Genomic DNA, 17,413 nt, shown 5'->3' with positions numbered 1-17,413 from the left:
ACCAAGGTGGATGGATATGCCTGTACAAACCGATCAACCCATGATGTTTTCAAAAAGCTTTACCCGGCAGGAACCCATTTCCCAGCCGGCCATTGACAGTGCCGTCCGTGTATTGCAGTCGGGACGGCTTCACCGGTACAATGTGGTCAAAGATGAGGTTTCTGAAACCGCGCTGCTGGAAAAAGAGTTTGCCGCATATATGGGCAGCCAATACTGTCTTGCCTGCGCCTCCTGCGGCAGTGCCATGTATCTGGCGTTGAAAAGCGCCGGGGTCAGACCCGGGGACCGCATTCTGTGCAATGCCTATACCCTGGCACCCGTGCCGGGCGCCATCCATAACACGGGGGCTAAAATCATTCTGGTGGAGATCACGGATGACTATACCATCGATTTTGACGACCTGGCGGCCAAGGCGGCGGAAAAGGATGTCAAATGGTTCATGATGTCTCATATGCGGGGCCACATTGCCGACATGGACCGGATCATGGAGATATGCCGGCAGCAAGGGATCACGTTGATCGAAGACTGCGCCCACACCATGGGGGCCCGGTGGAACGGAAAACTGTCCGGTTCTTTTGGCACGGCCGCCTGCTTCAGCACCCAGACCTACAAGCACATGAACTCCGGCGAAGGGGGTCTGCTGGTCACGGATGATCCGGACCTGATGGCCAGAGCCATCATCTATTCCGGGTCTTACATGAATTATGACCGACACCTGTCCCGGCCGGATGATGCCGTGTTTGAATCAATCCGGGAACTGGTGCCCAATTATTCCTGCCGCATGGACGACCTGCGGGCCGCGATTCTAAGACCCCAGCTCAAGATCCTGGATGACCAGTGCCAAAGGTGGAACCGGCGGTATCAGTTCCTGGAATCCCGGCTGAATCAGATCCCGGGCCTTTTCTGTCCAAAGCGGGACCCAAAGGAGCAGTATGTGGGCAGCTCCATCCAGTTTAACCTGAACACGGAGGATCCCACCGTGATCCTCCGGTTTCTGGATACCTGCCTTTTGCGGGGCGTGGAACTCAAATGGTTCGGCAACAAACGGCCGGTGGGATTCACCAGCGCCTACAGCAGCTGGAAATATTTTGACAATCTGCCCGAATTGCCTAATACTGACCGCATATTGGCCGGCATGTGCGACATGAGAATTCCCCTGACCTTTGATCTGGCGGACTGTGAATCAATTGCCCAGATCATTGCAGATGTGGCGGCCAGTGTGCTGCCCCGTGAACCTGAATAAAAAAATGGAGACCACAAACCATGAACAGACAGATTATTGCCACAGACAACGCCCCAAAAGCCATCGGCCCATATTCCCAGGCCGTGGCCGCCAACGGATTTTTGTTTACTTCCGGCCAGCTTCCCATTGATCCGGCAACGGGTCAGCTGGTGACAGGGACCATTGAGGAACAGGCCCATCAGGTTTTCAAGAACCTGTCCGCCATTGCCAAAAGCGCCGGCGCCGGGCTGGCAGATGCCGTGAAAACGACTGTTTTTCTGTCGGATATCAACAATTTCAAGGCGGTCAACGCCGTGTATGACCAGTATTTCACAGAACCGTTTCCTGCCCGCAGTGCGTTCCAGGTTGGGGCTTTGCCCCTGAACGCCGCCATTGAGGTGGAAGCGGTTTTTCAATTGCCGTCATAAAACAAGCACCATTTAAAAAAACAATATATAAAAAGGAACCCCATGAATTTTACACGATTTCCCAGACGAAAATATATTCAGACCCCCACTGCCATTGAACCCATGCCTGCATTGAGCCAGGCGTTGGGCGGAAAAGTCAACCTGTTTGTCAAACGCGACGACCAGCTGCCCGGTGCTGCCGGGGGCAACAAAACCCGGAAACTGGAGTTCTGCATTGCCGATGCCATGGAAAAAAAAGCAGACACCATCATCACCTGCGGTGCCGTGCAGTCCAACCATTGCCGGCTGACCCTGGCATGGGCCGTCAAAGAAGGGCTTGACTGCCATCTGATTCTGGAAGAACGGGTAAAGGGCAGTTACAAGACAGATGCCAGCGGCAACAATTTTCTGTTTCAGCTGCTGGGAGTCAAGAGCATCGAGGTGGTGCCCGGCGGGAGCGACATGATGGGGGCCATGGAAAAAAAGGCAGCCGGGTTGTCTGAAGAAGGCAAAACGCCTTATATCATTCCCGGCGGGGCCTCCAATGCCATCGGGGCCTTAGGATATGCCGCCTGTGCCGCAGAAACCATGACCCAGCTCAATGACCTGCACTTAAACATTGATCACATTGTTGTGCCGTCGGGTTCCGCCGGGACCCACGCCGGCATGGTGGTGGGCATGACGGCCATGGAAACCGGCATCCCCGTGAGCGGGATGAATGTGTCCAGAGAAAAGACGGTCCAGGAAGAGATCGTTTACAAACTGGCAAAAGAGACCGCAGCCAAGCTGGGGGTCAAAAAGGAAATCCCCAGAGACAGTGTGGTGTGTTTTGACCAGTATGTGGGACCGGGATATTCCATTCCCACGGACAGTATGGTGGAGGCCGTGAAACTGTTTGCGCAGACCGAAGCGATTCTGCTGGATCCGGTGTACTCGGGCAAGACTGCGGCCGGCCTTGTTGATCGGGTGAGAAAAGGCCATTTCGCTCCGGGCACCAATGTGCTGTTTCTGCACACGGGCGGATCACCGGCCCTGTATGCGTACATGGATTCCTTCAGAAAATGATATAACCCTGCGGCCGCCTTGTATCGTCAGGCGGCCGCGCCAACAAACACGGCAGCCGAAAAAATGACACAAAAAAACGAAAAAGTGGCAGGCATCATCGGCGGCATGGGACCCGAGGCCACGGTGGACCTGATGCAGCGGATCATCCGCCTGACACCAGCCATGGATGACAAAGACCATATCCGGTGCATCGTGGACAACAATCCCAAGGTACCCTCCCGCATCAAAGCCATCATCGAAGGGAACGGTGAAGATCCCGGCCCGGTCATGGCGGACATGGGACGGCGCCTGGAGGCCTGGGGCGCGGATTTTCTGGTGATCCCCTGCAACACGGCCCATTTTTATTATGATGCCGTGCAGGAGGCAGTGAAAATTCCGGTAATCAACATGATTGATCTGGTGGTGAATCAGGTGAAGGCCGATTTCGCCAGGGAAACACACATCGGAATGCTGGCATCGCCGGCCGTGGCCATCACAAAACTGTATACCCGCCGGTTTGACACCCTGGGAATGACAGAAGTGTGGCCGGACAAGGAACACCAGGACCGGCTGTTCAATATCATCCGGCAGGTGAAAGCCGGAGGCATAACTTTGGATCTTCACCGCCAGTATGCTCAGGTCTGTGACCATTTAAAAGACCAGGGGGTTGGAGTGGCCATTGTGGCATGCACGGAACTAAGCGCCCTGGGCGGAAACGATCTGCCCCTTGACACCATTGACGCGTCCCAGGTCCTGGCCGAAGCGATCGTCCGGATGGTCAAACATCCTTCTGAATACCCCTTGACCGGACATCCGGGTTCGAGTAGAATATCCGGTAATAACAACCGGTAAGTTCCAGACATCCCTCTGGCGGATTCTTTCAGATCGCTGCCTGTCTTACAAAACGATTGGAGACGTCATGCAGGATCAGACCCCGCCGGACACAGATGCCTTGTCCGCTTATTTTTTTCAGATCGCCGATGCCGCTCAAAAAGAGACCCGGAATTCATCCGGGACCCTGTTTCCCATGATCACCCAGGTAACGGATGCAGCGGCCCGGGTGCTGGTTTCCGTGGCATTGACCTGCGAATCCCCGGCGCCGGACTGCGCCAGCGGATGCAGTTTCTGCTGCCATTCCCGCATCCATGTGACCCCGCTGGAAGCGATATTGCTCAGCGCCCATATCCAAGCGTGCTTCACCCCGGATGAACAACGTCACCTGAAAACCCGGATTCGCGACAACCTGGCCCATACCCGGGGACAGTCCCTGGCACAGCGGGTGGCGATCAAGGACCAGACCCCGTGTATTTTTCTGGATCACCATGCCTGCATGGTGTATGACCAGCGTCCCTTTATCTGCAGAACCTGGAATTCCCTGGACCGCCGGGACTGTGAAGCCGCGTTTGTCTCCGGCAATCATGACGCGGAGATCCCCTGTCTGTCCGCCCCCAATTATGTGTACACCCTGGCCCGGGATGTGGTGCAGTCCGTGTGCACCCGCATGCATCTGGAGACCGGCCGGGTGGAACTGGTAACTGCCATGGATCTTTGCCTGGCATTGACGGATGCGGCAGATACCTTTGCAAGGGGTGAAACAATATTCAAACAAGCGATGTTTGCCACCGGTTTCACGGCCGGCAAAGCGTAACGTTACCGTTTTGCTGAAAAACGACCCGTTTCCCGGGTAACGGGCCACAAACCGGTTTTCCTTTTTACAGCGTATCAAGTGAAAACCTTTGTCCCGGGCGGGTATTGCCATGGTTTTTCCAGATAATCTTTTCTCGGCACGATTTTTGATTATGATAATCAACAGGCATGATTGATCAAAAACCTGAGACTGAAAAAGGATTATCAAAAATGGAAATTACCCAGATGGACCCCGGTTTAAAAAATCAGGTGGCTTTGGTGGATTTCAGTGCAACCTGGTGCAGCCCCTGCCGGCAGATGGCGCCCGTGATCAAAGATCTGGCAAAAAAATATCAGGGCCGGGTCACAATGGTGGAAATCGATATCAATTCCCGGCCGGATGTGGCCACCCATTATATGGTCCAGAGCATTCCCACATTTATATTGTTTGACCAGGGCAAAGAAATCAAACGATTCGTGGGCGTTCAACCCAAAGAAGCGCTGGAAAAAAATCTGAACGCTATTCTTTCAGACCGTCATTGAACAGGAGAAAACCATGGGCAGATGCATCAACCATCCGGACAGGGAGACCAGTTATATTTGTTTGAAACACGGCATCCATTTATGCGAAGAGTGCCTGGAATGCCGAGACCCGGATATTTACTGCAAATTCCGGTCGTCCTGTCCCATTCATTTTGTGTCCAAAAAAAACTTCAACGATGCTGACGCTACGGCAGCACTTCATCATAAGGAAAAACAGTCATGATCAAAGCGTTGACATTCATTCAGAAAAACCTGGTATGGACCATCCCCGTGGCCATGGGCTTTGGATTGATCTTCGGATACCTGTTTGATGCCGGTTTTTTAAAACAGTTCATTATTCCCGTGACCTTTGTCATGGTATATCCCATGATGGTGACCCTGAATGTGAAAACCATTTTCAAGGGCCGGGATCTCAAACTGCAGACCGCCACCCAGGTCATCAATTTCATTCTCATCCCGCTGCTGGCGTTTTTCATCGGCAAGCTTTTTTTGTCCGGCCAGGACCCCAAATACGGGCTGTGGGCCGTAGGGCTGTTTCTGATCGGGGTGCTGCCCACATCCGGAATGACCATTTCCTGGACCGGGTTTGCCAAAGGCAGCAAGGAAGCTGCCATCAAAATGGTGGTATTCGGCCTGGTCATCGGATCTCTGGCCGCACCCGTCTACACCAAGGTGTTCATGGGCGCCACCATTGACGTGGATATGCTCCACATGTTCAAACAGATTGCCATTTTTGTGTTCTTTCCCCTGGTGGTGGGCCTGTTGACCCAGACCTATGGGGTAAAAAAATATGGGGCCCAGAAATGGAATGACAGAGTCAAACCCAAATTCCCGCCGTTTTCAGCCCTGGGCGTGGTGCTCATCGCGTTTGTGGCCATGTCTTTGAAAGCCAGGCACATCATTGCCAATCCCGGCGATATTCTCATTATCCTGCTGCCTTTGGTCGTGTTTTATCTGGTCTCCTATGTATTTCTGACCGTTGCCGGCCGGTTTCTGTTCCAGCGGGAAGATGCCATTGCCATGGTGTTCGGTGTGGTCATGCGGGATCTGTCCATTGCCCTGGCCATTGCCATGACCGCGTTCGGAAAAGAGGGCCTGACCATTGCCCTGCTCATATCGCTGGCCTATATCATCCAGATTCAGTCCGCGGCCTGGTATGTGAAATTCATCCATGTGATGTTCGGTCCGCCCAAACCGGCGAAACCCGAACCGGCTGCCAGAGAGGAGGCCCCGGACGAAGCGCTGGAAATCTCCGGATCCATGGTCATAATGAATTTGAAAGAATGATGCTGGGAAGTACTGCCAGCGGTGTGATGTCCAAATCCAGGGTCCCGGTACCGGTGGCCCGGCCGTCCTGAAGGACGTGCGTGTAACTCCATATTTTGGTTGACAAATGCGGCTGTCTCATTTAACTGTGAATAATCAACACGAAATGATCCGATTACAGCAATGCACCAGCCAGTGACATGAAAGCCGAACAAGGAGGACAGCCATGGCCGTAAAACTGATGCACTACTGGACTATCAACCCTTCCTCAAAGGAAGCGTATGCCGACTTTATTATCAAACAATTCATTCCCGGCGTAAACCGGCTGGGAATGCATACCGTGGCCGGCTGGTCCGTGCTGGTGGGATCCTACAGCGAAATCATCATGGAAACGGTCAGCAGCGATTTGAACATGCTGGAAACGGCACTTAAAACCAGGGATTACCGGCTGCTCAAATCGGACCTGCTCAACCTTGTCACTGATTACAAAACCAAAGTCATGATGCCCATAGCCAAACGGGGCAGTTACTCCATGAGCATTTCGCCGGATACGGTCAAGTTCAACCAGATGTGGGATGTCATCACCTTAAAACCGGAAGACTATCAGAGTTATGAACAGTTTGTCACCCATGAGTTTTACCCGTTGCTGGAAAAAATCGGGGTCCATGTGGCCGGGGAATGGGAAGTGTTGATCGGAGACGAACCCCATACGTTCTGTGAAGGCCGTGTGACCGATGCCGGATCACTCATTCCCGCGCTTCAAAACAGTGAATTCAGACGCACCAGAAAAAAACTCAAACAATATGTTGAAAATTATCAAAGCCGGATTCTATCGTTTCATGTCCGGAAAATTAAGGGGGCTCGATCGGAAAGCTATGAAATAATCCCTCTTTGACCGTTTTTTTGTTTAAAATAAGGCCCATACCGCCGTTTACATGGACAGGCCCAACATGTTGACACACAATAAAACAACACATAAAAACCATCAAAGCCGCACAGGAGGATTCTCATGGCCGTAAAACTGATGCATTACTGGACGATCACTCCTTCAAAGGTTGACGAATACGCTGACTTCATCGTCAATAAATTCATTCCCGGCATCAACAGTCTGGGAGTCCACACGGTGGCCGGCTGGTCCGTTCTGGTGGGATCCTACAGTGAAGTGATCGTGGAAACCGTCAGCAATGACCTGGAGCAGCTGGAAACGGCCCTGAAAAGCGCTGAATACCGTCACCTGAAATCAGACCTGCTCAATTATATCAAGCATTACAAAACCAAGGTCCTGGTTCCCTTGAAAAAAGAACCCACCTATTCCATGGAGATCGGCGAAAAAACGGTTAAGTTCAATCAGGTCTGGGATATCATCACCCGGGAAAAAGATGATTTCAAAAAATACCGGCAGTTTGTTTTGTCTCAATATTACCCCGTTCTGGAAGAGATCGGGATTCATGTGGCCGAAGAATGGGAAGTACTCATCGGAGAAGGGCCGAGAACCATCTGCGAAGGACGGGTCAAGGATGTGGAAACATTGATATCAGGCCTTCAGAGTGTAAAATTCCGTCAGGCCAAAGAAGCGCTTAAAACCCGGGTTGAAAATTATGAAAGCCGGATTCTGTCGCTTCATATCATGCGCCGTCCGGACAAGTCATCTGAATACTACGACATTGTTGACGCTTGATATCCCAGGAAATAACAGGTCAAAGGATGCGGCGGCATCCTTTGACCTGTTATTTTTTTAAATTATTCCGTCCGGGACTGACTTTGATATCCCATGGGCAGCTTTTTAAACCGCCCCCCGTGAATAATGGGATCGCCTTGGTAACCTAAGGCCTTGAAGTTGATGTAATCGGTTTTGTCGATCAACTGATCCACATCCCGTCCCTGGGACTTCATCAGAGAAAAATCCGTTCCTTTCTGGGCCAGGGCCTTGAAATCCACATCCCGGTTGTCCTGGTGGCACCGGTTGCAGGTCTGGTCGCCTTTGAGACTTTCATGACACTGAACACAGGACAAGGCCATGTCCGCGGGCATGACTTCATGGTTGATCCGCCAGTACATCCAGGTTTCCTTCCATGTGACGTCCCCGCTGTAAGGCAGATCCACGGCTTTCATTCCCGCCTGGAATGCTTTATTCCAGTCCAGGTTTTTCCAGTAGGCCGTGGTGTTGTCCTTGTCCCCGGAAAACAGCTGGGGCACCAGCACATGGGCATGTTCCGCATCAATGGGCTGGATGCCTTTCATGATCTTGAAAGCCGTGATCCTGGAACCCGGATCATTGATGGACCCCACGGGATCGGTCAGGGTGATCACGTCCGCATCCAGGTCCACTTTATCTCCCATGAGCACCCGGTCCATATACCCGGAGTACCAGGTGTAATCCGGCAGTCCGGACTCCTCCCACCTGAATTCCCCTTTTTTCCAGTTATAATCGGGCTGGCCGTATTTGTCTTTTTTCACCTCCCGTTCCTTGTCTCCGGCCATAGACCAGTCCCACCAGGTTTTGGTGGGTTTGCACTTGGCAAACACGGGTGAATGACAGACATTGCAGGCCAGGGTTTTGGAGTGATCGTTCAGGTGATGGTCCAGCAGATTGCCGCTGTAATGCGGGGTTTCCGAGTGACAGCTTTCACAGTTTACCACCCCTTCGGCCACAGGCACGGAAGAGCTTTTCCCGGAAATCTGGTGGTTCCGGGTCTTGTGGCATTCCGCACAGTCAAAATCATATCCACCCATGTGAATGTCGCAGTTTCGATCCGGGGTGAGCAGCTGGCGGGACATGTCCGCATGCTTGATGGCATCCCCGCCCCCGCCGTTGAAATGGCAGGCCCCGCAGGTGGCCCGGGAGGAATGGCCCACATTTTCGGCCACAAACTTCAAGTCCACTTCTTTTTTGGGCATGCCCGCCCCCGGGGGGTCTTTTTCATAGGTGCCGGTAGTGTCATGGCACACCAGACAGTCGATTCTGGTTTTATCGGTAAAGTCAAACGACGCGTCTTTCCATCCATATCCGGCATGACAGCTTGTGCAACGAGCCTCGTTGCTGATGGGGCTGATTCAGAAATTGTTCAGGGCGGTCGTGCCCTTGCCGTGCAGGATGTCCTTTCGATGCCCCGTGGTGTAGGGAGACGGTCCCCGCCACAACCAGTGAGCGGTTTTAAGCATGTCTTCGCCCTGGGTGTCATGGCATTCCAGACAGGCCTGGGTGACCTGAATGGGGTCCGGGTTGTCCGGCAGCTTTACCAGTTCCTTATGATCCGGCACATGTTTGAGGTGACACCCGGTACAGTCCACGGGACCTTTGGCTTCCTGCTGGTGGCACTCCATGCACTGCTGATGATAGGCTGCCTTGAGCCCGATGCGCTCAGGATATTCCGGATTGAAACTGTCCTGGTGACAGGCGGAACACCGGGTGGTTTCCAGGGCATCCTCATCTTTGGGCCGGTAGTGATGGCATTTGGTACAGTCATCGACCAGGGCCGCATGGCGCTTGTGGGCGAACCGCACGGGTTCGTAATGATCTTCCCTTTCCTTGATGATGGGACTGTCTAAAAGAAAATAGACCGTTGTGACATCGTCTAAAGAAATTCCGGCATCCATCAGACAGATGCGCCGGCTGATCTGGCAGTCATCCTTGTATTCTTTTATAAATGGAACGGTTTCTTTTGCCCGTTCCCTGGCCTGTTCCTGATCCGGGGCCTTCCACACCTCCGCGGCACAGACCCCTGCCAGAAACGGGATCAGGCAGGCGCAAACCATTATTTTTTTTATCATGAAGATACCTCCTTGGGTGCCTGTAATACGGGCAGATATGTGACCACCACCCGGTAGATGAACATCAGGGTTGCGATCAGGCCCAGTGTGACCAGAATTTCCGATGGCGCCGGAAAATACCCGCTTTCCGTTAACGGAGACCGGTACCCGACAATAAACACATTGACCCGGTTGAGCACCACACCGCCCACGATCAGGGCTGCGGCCGTGAACACGCCTCTGGCGGACTGCCGCACCCGTTTAAACAGCAGCATGATCCAGGGGATCATCACGCCGAACAGCAGTTCCGCTAAAAAGGAATTGGTCTGATACGTGCCGTCCAGCAGATAGATCCAGGTGCCCCGCATTACCATGTCCCCGATTTTAAGGACCATGTAAAATCCCAGCAGAAAAATGGTGATCTTGGTCAAGGGTGCCAGAATCTTCACTTCTGAATCCAGCTTGAACGACGCCGTGGTCAGGGTGGTTTCAAACACCACCATGGGATATCCCACGGCAATGGCCGAAGTGAGAAACAGCAGCGGCAGAATCGGGGTGTACCACAGGGGATGCAGCTTGGTGGGAGCCACCAGCATAAGCGACCCCAGGCTGGACTGGTGCATGCAGGACAATACCACCCCTAAAATGATGAACACCCACATGACCTTGCCTAAAATCCGGTCGGCTGTCTGTAAAAATCCATCCACCAGGCGGTTCAGCCCGGACAGGATCCCGGGCAGGTTCACCCGGCCCTTGAACTGTTCCGCCACAATGGGTAGAAACTCGATATACAGCACCGTGAGATAGATCATCACGCACATGGCCACTTCAAACAGCACGGAATTAAAATTCCAGTAAAACATGGGTTTCCAGATGGCCCAGGAACGGCCGATATCCACCAGAAGCCCGATCACCACAAAGGTATAGCCCAAAACAGCGGTCAACAGGGCCGGCCGGGTCACGGGTTCATAATAGTGACGGCCGAAAATATGGGCCAGGGCTGCCGTGGTGAATCCGCCGGCCGCCAGGGCCACGCCCGTGGCCACGTCAATGCCCACCCAGATTCCCCAGGGCCGGGCATTGGTCAGGTTGGTAACATATCCGATGCCCCCGGTGAACCGGGCGATAATGGCGACAGCACCGGCAAACATGAATACCAGCATCACCAGTACCCCGGGCGTCCACAAAGGCCGCTTCAGGGGTTGCGCCGCATGTGCCATCAGACACCTCCTTTGTCCGGGGGGTTATCGTTTTTATTGAACCAGGCCATGAGCCCCCCGAGCACCCCGAACAGCAGAATGGGAGACCATAGATAGGTGAACAGCGAATGCTGAACCGTTTCCGACAGTTTCGGGGACGGGGTTTCCGGCAGGGCCGGCAGGTTCACCTGTTCAAAGGGCACCCCGGACAGATACATCCAGGAGGTGCCGCCCACTTCCTTTTCCCCGTAAATATGCGGCAGATAATGGGCCGGGTTTTCTTTCAGCCGTTTGTTCGCCACTTCCAGAAGCGTGCTCCGCCTGCCGAAGGTGATGGCTTCCGTGGGACAGATGGTGGCACACCCCGGAACACCCCCTTGTTTGGAAATCCGGTCATAACAGAACGTGCATTTCATCACCTTCGGGGTGATGGGGTCAAAATATTCATACGCCGGAATTTCAAAGGGACAGGCCACCATGCAGTACCGGCAACCGATACATTTGGTCACATCATATCTGACTGCACCGGTCTCATCTTTGGTCAACGCCCCCACAATACAGGCGGACACACAGGCCGGGTCCTGGCAGTGCATGCACTGGACCTTGGCAAAGGTGGGCACGGGTTTGTCAAATTCATCCACTTTGCCGGTATAGTACCGGTTGACCACGGTATAGGCATCATGGTCCGGCCGCCGGTCTTTTTCAAAAATAGTGCACTGGCAGTTCACCCGCTCGGGTTCCGGCAGACCGTTGACTTCGGCGCAGGCTTCCTCGCATTTGCGGCATCCCACACACCGGGTCAGGTCCACCAGGCATCCGAAAGGGTCCGGGGGGGCCTTGGACTGCCAGGCATGACCGGCGGGAGGCCGGACAGCGACGGATGCCCCGGCAGCGCCCATGACCCTGAAAAAGCGCCTTCTGGTAATTTGCATGTTTCCTCCTTTTTTTAACATTTCAACCTTTAAACAGTTTACAATTGCAATGGGAATTCATCATATTGCCTGGGACCTTTTCTGATACCGATACAGATACTGTCCCGGGTATGCTGGCGGTAAAGGATTTCATCATTGGACCGCAGAAGAATCGTGGTCAGATTGTTGACCACTTCTTCATCAGCCAGGATCACTTCCAGAATATCCCCGGGGTCCATGGCCGTCAGGCAGGCATTACATTTGAGTAGATCCATGGGAGACACCACGCCTTTTAAATTCAATGTCATTTTTTTTGTCATATCAAACCCTTGTCTCCCGATTATCTGCCGGCACCCCGGCCTGGATTTTTACAGATATCTGGTCTGCAACCCGCATGCCTGGAAACAAACCAGGCCCATGTATTTGATAACGCTTTGAAATCCAAAGAAAAAAATAATAACACACCCATATGGTTGACTTAAAAGCATCTTCAGTGGTATTAAACAGGTGTTAAATTTTAACAGTATATTTAACACCTGTTTAATTGATTGATCAGACTGTAAAGGAATCCGCCCGTGAAAGAACATGACATGAACACCTTCTGGAAAAAGATTGTCAACACCATCAATGACGGACTGATGTTTATCGGGCCGGAAGGACGGATTCTCATGGTAAACAAAGCCTTTGAAACCCTGACCGGATATGATGCCGCCCAGGCCATGGGCATGTCCTGTACCATGCTGGGGTGTGATGCGTGCGAACGGTTCATGCAGACCCGGAAAAACTCGATCTGGTGCAAGCTGTTCGAGCCGGGGCAGCAGGACATGAAAAAATGCCGGTGCCTGATCCGGCGCAAAGACGGCAGTTTTTTGCAGGTATTGAAAAACGCCTCCGTGCTGCGGGACGAAAACCAGGTTGTGGTGGGCGTGGTGGAAACTTTGACCGATATTTCAGAACTGGCCAAACTGGATGAAAAAGTCCTTTTTTTATCCAGACACTTTAACCAGGAAGATGAGTTTTACGGCATTGTGGGGCGATCCCAGCCCATGCGTCAGGTGGTTGAAATGATCAAAAAAGCGGCGGAAAGCACGGCACCGGTCATTATCTTAGGGGAAAGCGGCACAGGCAAGGAGCTGGTGGCCAATGCCATCCATTTGTGCGGGACCCGGAAGAACGGACCGTTTGTTCAACTTAACTGCGCAGCCCTGAATGACGCTGTTTTGGAAAGTGAATTATTCGGGCATGTCAAAGGCGCATTCACGGGGGCGTTCAACAGCCGCATCGGCCGGTTCGAAGCTGCCAATCACGGGGATATTTTTCTGGATGAAATCGGTGACATTCCCATCTCGCTGCAGACCAAACTGCTCCGGGTCCTGGAATCCGGGCAGTTTGAACGGGTGGGGGATATCTCTCCCATCCGCACGGATGTAAGGATCATCACAGCCACCAACAAAAACTTGGAAAATTTGATCCAACAGGACCGGTTCCGGCAGGATCTGTTTTTCAGAATCAATGTCATTCCCATTCACCTGCCCCCGCTGCGGGAAAGAAAACAGGATATTCCTCTGCTGACCCGTACCTTTATCCGGCGCCTCAACAAAAAAACGGGCAAAACGATTCAGGGCCTGGACAATTCCACCATGGCGTTGTTCATGGACTATCCCTGGCCGGGCAATATCCGGGAACTGAAAAACGCCATGGAATACGCGTTTGTGGTGGCGGACCACACCACCATCGGGCGGCACCACCTGCCCCGGCAACTGGCGGCCGGCAATATTGCGAACCACCCACAAGATGCCACACAAACAACCCTGTCTCCGGCAACGGATGAAAAAACAGCCCTGATTCAGGCGCTGAAACAGTCCCGGGGCAACCAGACCCAGGCGGCCCGGCGTCTGAATATCTCAAGGGTCACGGTATGGAACCGCATGAAAAAATACGGCATCGATCTGACGCGGGAATTGTCGGTATGAACCGCCGTCAATTACCCATGCCGTATAAACAGGTTACGATTCCCGGATCTGTGCGGTGACTTTAAACTCGGGGGCTTTAAGAATATTGCGTTTTACCGTGCACAGCCCGGCGGTTTTGATAATCGCGGATCGGTATTTTTTGGGAAACCCCGGGGGCAGGCTGATATCAATATTCACATTTTCAATCAAATGGGTCTGTTCGTTTCTGTCAAAAGACAAAGACATTTTCAACCCCGTGGTATCGATCTTTCTTTCTTCACAAAAATAGATCACATAAATACCGGCACAGGTGCCCATGGATGCCAGAAACAGGTCAAACGGCTCGGGCGCACTGCCGTCGCCTCCTTCTTCTCTGGCCTGGTCGGTTTCAATGGTAAACCCGTTGTACCGGGCGTTGACTTTTTTATTGCCGGGAAATTCAATTTCCATGGTCATGGGCATCGCTCCTTTGTCAGCAGGATCTCAGGTGTAATCAACTCTCACTTTGCCGCATACTATAATCAGGATCACAGGGATTGCAAATGATTTTGCGCCAGACCGGGTCCGGATCGAAACTTATTGTATGGCTGCCTGATTCGCTGTCAGAACAGCCAGTTGATCGGTCAACAGGGACTTGAACCGGTCCAGGGTGATGGGATAGGCCTGCATGGGAATGCCCATCCAGTCACAATATTCCAGAAATCCCTCAGGATCTTTTTCCATGTAGTCATCCATGAATCCGATGCCGTCCAGCACCACAGCCCCGCCCGTATGACGGGGAAAATTCTCGTTGGCAATGCCCTTGTCCCAGCCCTTGAACACCAGTTTCCGGAATTTCACCCACCCCGGGGTCATGAACCAGACGGGCTCCCCGCCGGCAACTTCCTGAGCAATCCGGTCCATCTCATCCTGACCGGCCAGCATGCCCATGCAGTGACTGGCCTGAATCCGCACGACCTCTGGACCATATTCTGAAATCACGTTGGCCATCAGCCGGGTGGGTTCATCGGCATTGACATAGCAGTATTTGCCTCCGTACACCACAATCACCCCTTTGGCCCGGGATTTTGCTTTTTCAATGGTTTTGCCCAGCTGGCGTTCCAGTTCCCGGATGTCCTGGTGAAGACCGGGGGTGGTAAAATAAATATGGTCGGTGTCTATAAAGTTTTTTGCTGTCAGAAATTCGATTTCCGGACGCATGGTGCCACATGCCACGATTGCCGTATCTGAAAATGACTGTGTCATTCGGATCTCCCTTGATTTGAGTGTGTGGGTCGGGGACTTTGAACCACGCCTGAAGAAGTGGTCTTTTGTTCAGTCTTCATCACTGTATAACTCACCTACAGGAATTTTTTCACCTTTTTTCCAGTCAGCGAAATCCTTTGCCGTTAGTTTTTCTCCGGCTGACACGGCCCTGTTTACCCACACAATGCGGGTATGGCATTCCAAGATCGGCCGGTGCAGGTCTTCGCGTCGCCGGTAAAGGGCCTGTTCCGCATCGTTTCTGCTTTTATGAACCGAAATCACCTTTTTTAACGTTTTTTTCTGATCCGGATCATCATAAATTAATGCATACATCGGCGGCCTCCTTTCCTGTAAATTTTCGGAATTCCTTGGGGATTACCGGGACCGCTCCTGGCGGTATCAAGCGGTCCCGGCATCCCTAAGGCGGAGTCAGATGATGGAGGTAAGTAAATGCCATTACTTGATCTGATCACCGGGAATTAATAATGCACAATTCATACCAGACAAAAAATGATTGCTTTTTTTAAATACCCCACCCGACTGGCACGGATCTTCTGATATCTGATGTTCAAGGTGAGCACTCTCTTTCACCGGTTGGCACCCGTTAACGTTACCTATTTTCAAAAACAGTAACGTTACCACCCCCTCCCGTTTTTCAGACGCAAGAATGCAATCCTTTGCCTGCACTTATAAAAAACACACTGATATCTTTCCCACAGATAGGTACCGTTCAAATTCAAACCATCCGTTCCATATTGACAAACGTTTCAGAAGGACTGAAATGACTGGAAGAATAAAACCCCATCAGGCGACTGTCGTTTTTGTCCACCAGAGTGTGGAGTTTTCGAACTTCCAGCTGTTCCAGGTGAAGCACAAAGTCATTGATCAGTTTTTTCCCGATCCCCTGGCGCTGAAATTCCGGGTCCACCCCCATCGTATCCAGTGTCGCATCATCATTGCAGATACCGAAATCCCCGATAACAAGTTCACCCATAATGAATCCCACCACTTTTTTGTTTTCATCCTCAGCCACCAGAGAGGTTTCGATACAGTCGTTGGATTTGATGAGCCGTTGGAACTTTTTCACATAATAATCAGGCCTGGCAGTGCCCAGCACTTTGGTGTCAATCCGGACCACCGCATCAAAATCTTCATTTTTCATCAGCCGGATGGTAATGTTGTTTGTTTTCATAAGGCCTCCTTTCATGGAAATTTATCCATATCAAGTTATGGACAGAACCGCCTTCAGACAGGCAGTCATATTTTTCAAGCAGGCACGTTCGGTCAGGAATTGCTAACCGGAAGTTTTCAGATCATCAGAAGTATCTAATTAATTTGTACGCCTGCATCCATATTCTTGTCAATAAAAATACTTGACAACTGAACATACTATTCTATATGTTGCTATAATAGTAGCAACATATAGAATCACATAAAATCAGGTCAGGAACGGATCATTGAAAAACAAATCCAAACTCAGGGATCTGGGGTTTTCCCAATACGAAGCCGCCTGTTACATGGCGCTTCTGGGAAACCATCCGGCCAACGGATCTCAACTCAGCAAAGTCTCAGGCATTGCCAGATCGCGAATCTACGATGTGCTGCGAAGCCTTTCAGCCAAAGGATTTGTGATCGAGGTCAACACGGGTCAGTATGCACCCTTGCCCGTGGATGAACTGGTGCGCCGGCTTCGGCGGGACTTTGAATCCAACATCCAGGCGTTTGAAGCCGAGATCGCCCGGGCAGACCGGAAAAACGATCTGGAGTTCATCTGGACTTTGACCGGGTATGACAATGTCATGGAAAAAGCCCGGCACATGATTCAGGGGGCAGAAAAAGAGATTTACGCCCGGTTGTTTCCCGAGGCGGACCGCCATCTGTCCAAGGATCTGATCAAAGCACAAAAAAAAGGCGTGGCCATCCGTTACATCGCCATGGGCGATATCCCGAAACGGTTTTCCGTGCAGGTCACCCACCCGGACCATCAAAACCTGATCCAGACCATCGGTGGCCGATCCTTTGACATCATCACCGATAAAAATGAAGCGTTGGTGGGCATTTTTGAAGTGGACAACGAAGACAGTTCCCCCATCAACTGGACCCGGAACCCCTGGTTTGTCATTGCCAACCGAGACAGCCTCAGACATGATTTTTACCACTGTTTTCTGGAAAAAACCCTGGACCGGCACCTGGGACTCACACATGAAGAAAAACAATTATACCGGCTCATAAAAACAGACAATTAAGG

Annotated in this window: 20 protein-coding genes; 12 read left to right on the top strand and 8 right to left on the bottom strand. The window is 52.1% G+C overall.

Going from position 1 to position 17,413, the window contains the following annotated elements:
* Positions 1 to 16: 16 nt before the first annotated feature.
* The 10 genes from K365_RS0125215 to K365_RS0125170 all read left to right on the top strand — a co-directional run bounded on the left by K365_RS0125215 (position 17) and on the right by K365_RS0125170 (position 7,786).
* Entirely contained in the window at positions 17 to 1,243 is a 1,227-nt protein-coding gene (locus K365_RS0125215; RefSeq protein ID WP_006966668.1) for a DegT/DnrJ/EryC1/StrS family aminotransferase, read from the top strand.
* Positions 1,244 to 1,263: 20 nt separating this feature from the next.
* Positions 1,264 to 1,650: a RidA family protein gene (locus K365_RS0125210; protein ID WP_006966670.1), complete on the top strand. Its 387-nt coding sequence runs from the start codon at positions 1,264 to 1,266 to the stop codon at positions 1,648 to 1,650.
* 42 nt (positions 1,651 to 1,692) lie between these two features.
* On the top strand, positions 1,693 to 2,694 hold the full coding sequence (gene cuyA / locus K365_RS0125205) for a D-cysteate sulfo-lyase (RefSeq protein WP_024336821.1): 1,002 nt from the start codon (positions 1,693 to 1,695) through the stop codon (positions 2,692 to 2,694).
* A gap of 63 nt (positions 2,695 to 2,757) precedes the next feature.
* On the top strand, positions 2,758 to 3,525 hold the full coding sequence (gene cuyB, locus K365_RS0125200; RefSeq protein WP_024336820.1) for a cysteate racemase: 768 nt from the start codon (positions 2,758 to 2,760) through the stop codon (positions 3,523 to 3,525).
* Between the two features lie 67 nt (positions 3,526 to 3,592).
* Positions 3,593 to 4,321 (top strand): YkgJ family cysteine cluster protein, encoded by a 729-nt coding sequence (locus K365_RS0125195; protein WP_006966686.1) that lies wholly within the window; start codon positions 3,593 to 3,595, stop codon positions 4,319 to 4,321.
* A gap of 209 nt (positions 4,322 to 4,530) precedes the next feature.
* A complete protein-coding gene (gene trxA, locus K365_RS0125190) occupies positions 4,531 to 4,842 on the top strand; it encodes a thioredoxin (RefSeq protein WP_024336819.1) in 312 nt (103 codons plus the stop codon).
* Between the two features lie 13 nt (positions 4,843 to 4,855).
* Positions 4,856 to 5,065 carry a hypothetical protein gene (locus K365_RS0125185; protein WP_006966690.1) on the top strand — a complete coding sequence of 70 codons (210 nt, stop codon included), beginning with the start codon at positions 4,856 to 4,858 and terminating at the stop codon, positions 5,063 to 5,065.
* Complete coding sequence (locus tag K365_RS0125180) at positions 5,062 to 6,129, top strand: arsenic resistance protein (RefSeq protein WP_024336818.1); 1,068 nt, start codon at positions 5,062 to 5,064, stop codon at positions 6,127 to 6,129. Before K365_RS0125185 ends, K365_RS0125180 begins: the two co-directional genes overlap by 4 nt.
* A gap of 205 nt (positions 6,130 to 6,334) precedes the next feature.
* The gene (locus K365_RS0125175) at positions 6,335 to 7,003 is read left to right on the top strand and encodes a hypothetical protein (protein ID WP_006966699.1); all 669 of its coding nucleotides are present in this window, start codon (positions 6,335 to 6,337) and stop codon (positions 7,001 to 7,003) included.
* 114 nt (positions 7,004 to 7,117) lie between these two features.
* A complete protein-coding gene (locus tag K365_RS0125170; protein ID WP_006966701.1) occupies positions 7,118 to 7,786 on the top strand; it encodes a hypothetical protein in 669 nt (222 codons plus the stop codon).
* Between the two features lie 62 nt (positions 7,787 to 7,848).
* On the opposite strand, the gene K365_RS28995 is transcribed toward K365_RS0125170, so the two are convergent.
* From K365_RS28995 to K365_RS0125150, 4 genes are read right to left on the bottom strand one after another with little or no spacing between them, the layout of a single operon-like run.
* Complete coding sequence (locus K365_RS28995; RefSeq protein ID WP_156887817.1) at positions 7,849 to 9,879, bottom strand: tetrathionate reductase family octaheme c-type cytochrome; 2,031 nt, start codon at positions 9,877 to 9,879, stop codon at positions 7,849 to 7,851.
* Positions 9,876 to 11,078, bottom strand: coding sequence for an NrfD/PsrC family molybdoenzyme membrane anchor subunit (gene nrfD, locus K365_RS0125160; RefSeq protein WP_006966706.1), 1,203 nt, complete (start codon positions 11,076 to 11,078; stop codon positions 9,876 to 9,878). The genes K365_RS28995 and nrfD overlap by 4 nt, the downstream gene beginning before the upstream one ends.
* On the bottom strand, positions 11,078 to 11,989 hold the full coding sequence (gene hybA, locus K365_RS0125155) for a hydrogenase 2 operon protein HybA (RefSeq protein ID WP_006966708.1): 912 nt from the start codon (positions 11,987 to 11,989) through the stop codon (positions 11,078 to 11,080). The genes nrfD and hybA overlap by 1 nt, the downstream gene beginning before the upstream one ends.
* A 38-nt stretch (positions 11,990 to 12,027) precedes the next feature.
* Positions 12,028 to 12,288: a sulfurtransferase TusA family protein gene (locus K365_RS0125150; RefSeq protein ID WP_006966710.1), complete on the bottom strand. Its 261-nt coding sequence runs from the start codon at positions 12,286 to 12,288 to the stop codon at positions 12,028 to 12,030.
* 255 nt (positions 12,289 to 12,543) lie between these two features.
* Here K365_RS0125150 and K365_RS0125145 point away from each other — a divergent pair, with 255 nt between their 5' ends.
* Complete coding sequence (locus K365_RS0125145) at positions 12,544 to 13,941, top strand: sigma-54 interaction domain-containing protein (RefSeq protein ID WP_006966712.1); 1,398 nt, start codon at positions 12,544 to 12,546, stop codon at positions 13,939 to 13,941.
* Between the two features lie 33 nt (positions 13,942 to 13,974).
* Here the strand turns inward: K365_RS0125145 and K365_RS0125140 are convergent, their stop codons facing one another.
* The 4 genes from K365_RS0125140 to K365_RS0125125 form a co-directional block, all read right to left on the bottom strand.
* Positions 13,975 to 14,376, bottom strand: a complete 402-nt coding sequence (locus K365_RS0125140; protein WP_006966714.1) for an OsmC family protein — start codon at positions 14,374 to 14,376, stop codon at positions 13,975 to 13,977.
* 120 nt (positions 14,377 to 14,496) lie between these two features.
* The gene (locus K365_RS0125135; RefSeq protein ID WP_024336817.1) at positions 14,497 to 15,165 is read right to left on the bottom strand and encodes a DUF1638 domain-containing protein; all 669 of its coding nucleotides are present in this window, start codon (positions 15,163 to 15,165) and stop codon (positions 14,497 to 14,499) included.
* 69 nt (positions 15,166 to 15,234) lie between these two features.
* Positions 15,235 to 15,498, bottom strand: a complete 264-nt coding sequence (locus K365_RS0125130) for a hypothetical protein (RefSeq protein ID WP_024336816.1) — start codon at positions 15,496 to 15,498, stop codon at positions 15,235 to 15,237.
* Between the two features lie 403 nt (positions 15,499 to 15,901).
* Positions 15,902 to 16,357 carry a GNAT family N-acetyltransferase gene (locus K365_RS0125125; RefSeq protein WP_006966721.1) on the bottom strand — a complete coding sequence of 152 codons (456 nt, stop codon included), beginning with the start codon at positions 16,355 to 16,357 and terminating at the stop codon, positions 15,902 to 15,904.
* 265 nt (positions 16,358 to 16,622) lie between these two features.
* Here K365_RS0125125 and K365_RS0125120 point away from each other — a divergent pair, with 265 nt between their 5' ends.
* Complete coding sequence (locus tag K365_RS0125120; RefSeq protein ID WP_006966723.1) at positions 16,623 to 17,411, top strand: TrmB family transcriptional regulator; 789 nt, start codon at positions 16,623 to 16,625, stop codon at positions 17,409 to 17,411.
* Positions 17,412 to 17,413 lie beyond the last annotated feature (2 nt).

Origin of the sequence: Desulfotignum balticum DSM 7044 (genome assembly GCF_000421285.1) — a bacterium.
Lineage (GTDB): Bacteria > Desulfobacterota > Desulfobacteria > Desulfobacterales > Desulfobacteraceae > Desulfotignum > Desulfotignum balticum.
This window is presented reverse-complemented; position numbering and strand designations above follow the sequence as displayed.